The 3,026-nt window shown below is 37.9% G+C and carries 2 protein-coding genes; both read right to left on the bottom strand.

Annotation, left to right across the window (positions count from 1 at the left end):
* Positions 1–218: 218 nt before the first annotated feature.
* Positions 219–908 carry an SH3 domain-containing protein gene (locus CHA01nite_RS20665; protein ID WP_170234791.1) on the bottom strand — a complete coding sequence of 230 codons (690 nt, stop codon included), beginning with the start codon at positions 906–908 and terminating at the stop codon, positions 219–221.
* Between the two features lie 368 nt (positions 909–1,276).
* Positions 1,277–3,026 (bottom strand): hypothetical protein (locus CHA01nite_RS20660; protein ID WP_228458481.1); only part of this gene is annotated, 1,750 nt, incomplete at its 5' end.

The raw sequence follows: 3,026 nt of genomic DNA, 5'->3' as shown, positions 1-3,026 counted from the left end.
TTCTCCCCTACTTTCGGAGCAGGGTTTCCCGAAATTTTTGAAACTCCTTTTTTAGACATGGAAGATGTGTTTTTTTGATTGATTTAATAAGTATCAATTTCAATTTACTGGATATTTAATCAACTATTATGAGTTTTTTAATGCAGTGTTTAATATAGCTGTAAGAGCTTTAAATAAGAAATTTTTATCCCTGAACAGAAGTATTTCAGCAGATTCACCTATACGGATTTAATTCTGTTCCGATAGACATAGCCTTCTTTTCCGTCTTTCGTTCTTACGAAAAACCAATCTCCGCTATTATCAAGGACTTCTACAGGATCACCGGATTTTATTTTCTCCAACACTTCAGAAGCTATGGATTTGCCTTTTCTTAAATTTGTATAGCCATCAGGATCCTGAATTTTATTCATTCTGTACTGCTGGCGTAAAAACGATGAAATCAGATTAATCCTGGAATTGCCTGCAATATAGCTTTCATAACCGTCAGTTTTGTTCTCTTTTAACTTTTCCTGAGCTTCATTTTCTGTATCGGCAGCATTAACAAGATCTTTTTTAGAAATGATATATCCATGTTTCACCAATATTTTAACTGCGTTAAAATCCTCCTGCCTAATGGCAAGTGCCATAAGATCTTCAAGCCCTGAAGCATCAATCTTATATTTTTGTATAAAATATTCAAGCCAACTGCTGTCGGTGTAATATTGCAGATCAAAAAAAGTCTCATTATTAATTAAAGCAGATAGATTTTTAATATCAAAATCAGCGATGACCGGATTCTGTTCTTCGAAGAGCTGAAGCTTTTTCTTAAATTCCTGAATGTCACTATTGCTCTTGTTAATCAAATCATTTGGCGTAAACTTTATTATTGTTCCTTCGTTGAACAAATCGGTGAAACTAATTTTTTCCATACTTTTTTTTTCATTTTTTTTTCCTAATGATCTCCACTGGCTCAATGACATCAAATCTCCACTGACGGTATCATAATAGTACACCGAACAGTCGCTTTTATCGACATAAAAAATATTCCAGACACTATTGCTGAATTCACCTTCCTGTTCTTCTTTAATGATGTAATATTTTTTATTTTTATAATCTCCTTCATCAACAGTGAAGATGATCCGGTGCTTACCTGTTTTATAGGTATTAACCGCTTTTGAAACCTCAGGTATCTGAGTAATCTTGTTATAGGCATTCTCTTTACTGCAATTTTCTTTCTCCTGACTTTTGCCCTGGCAGCTCAACAGCTGGAAAGCCAATATAAAAACAACAATTCCTCTCATTTTAACTGTTTTAAAAGTTCAATATCTTTTTTAATTTCTGCCTTCTCTTTTTCATCTTTCGATTTACAAAGTTTACATGCCAATATATTCTTATAGTCATTTAGAGTTGAATTGAAATTATCCTTAACCGCTTTTTTATATTGCTGTGTACCGGTTAAGCCATTTTTAGGTTCTCCGGTAGCATAGGCACCCTTCAGTCCGGTATCTTCAAGCCCTGCTACAAAATCATCTATGCTTTTTGAATTGTCCGTAAGTGCATGATGTGCATCCGGAAAGTTTTTTTTAAGAAGTTCAATATATCCGTCAAAACCAGCTTCTTCCGAAGTAAAGTTCGCAAAACTTTCTACGCGTGCCTCATATTTTCCATTGTAGGTTTCATGGGTAGACATGCTCTTTTTTCCTGCATCTCCGGATCCTTTGATATTCATAGGATTATTAAGCGGAGTCTTCAAGCTGAATCCGTTTTCCTGTCTTCTTTGAGCGATCATGTATAATCCTTTGAATTTATTAGCTGAAGTATGAGAAGAAACATGGCTGATTACTTTGGTTCCGAATGAATCGTAATATTCTTTCCGGCCATCCTTTTTTACTTTATCACAATTGCAGTTATCAATTTCCGGCAGCGGATCTACCAAGGCAAAAACTTTAATTTCTTCTTCATAGGCAGAGGCACTAACTGCTATTTTACCGTTGCTTGAATAGCCGCGTCTTCCATACACTCCGGTGAGCTCAGGTATAACGGATTCCAGATAATTATTCAACGCATGATATACGAACTTATAATTGGCAGCACTTAAATCCTTGATTTCAGTAGCATAACTCGAATGATTTTCTCCATCTGAACTTCTTACTCCCACACATCCTATCAGATCCTTTGATTTCCACGGGTCAATTGAAATAGACCCTCTGCTTCCTAATGTCATCGCGCCACTTGAAACTTCATCTTTTAGATCTTTTACAACTTTCAGGTTAGCTGCATTGTTATCTACAAACCGGTATCTGAAGCTTTCTTTATTGGCATGGTTCCTCGCTTGCATATACCTGATCCGGTAAAGAGAATCAACAGTATTCGGCGGGATCGGGCCACTTGACCCATAATTTTTATTATTGGTCTGTGCATGTCTTGCAACCGTCAATACAGTCGCTTCTGCATTTTCATGGGTCTTAAACTTCAGATCCTGTTTTAATTTCTTAACGGCCTCCCCTACTTTATTTCCTCTGTAGATGTACATTTTGTAAAGAGGGAAAGCACTTTTGGAAGATGAAATCTTTTTGGAAAATATTTTATTATCTTCTTTATATTCCTCCATTCCGTTATAGCCGCCGTAATCAGGATACGAAATTAGTTTGCCGGCTTTATCAACTTTTATCTCCGTAGCAATTTCACTGGATATATAAAGAACGGCTTCTTTTCCGGGACCTGTTACTTTAGAAAATACTTCTTTCGGAGTTTGATCCACCACACTCGTCGTTTTCCCTTCCGGCTTCGGCGGCGTGGCTTTTTTATCCGGTTTTACGGTGCCTTTGGACTCAGCCCAGTCCCAGAGTTCGTTCCATTTGTTTCTTACGCTTTCGGTAATGGCATCGAGGATGCCGCTTTCTTCTTTCTGGGACGCAGGTTTGGAGGCAGCGGGTGAGCCGGCAGCTTTTGGCGGGGATTGAGTTGGCGCTTTTGGAGTGGCAGCCGGGGTTGAAGCACTGTTCTTTGTAGGAGCAGACGGCTTTTGTGGTGGCACCGGCGGTTGA

This window comes from Chryseobacterium hagamense (genome assembly GCF_007991455.1).
Taxonomy (GTDB): Bacteria; Bacteroidota; Bacteroidia; order Flavobacteriales; family Weeksellaceae; genus Chryseobacterium; species Chryseobacterium hagamense.
Note: the sequence above shows the minus strand (reverse complement) of the source record. Positions and strands in the feature narration are given on the sequence as shown.

Coding starts and splice junctions, on each gene's coding strand:
- CHA01nite_RS20665 (WP_170234791.1), bottom strand. CDS start 908: ATGGAAAAAATTAGTTTCACCGATTTGTTCAACGAAGGAACAATAATA.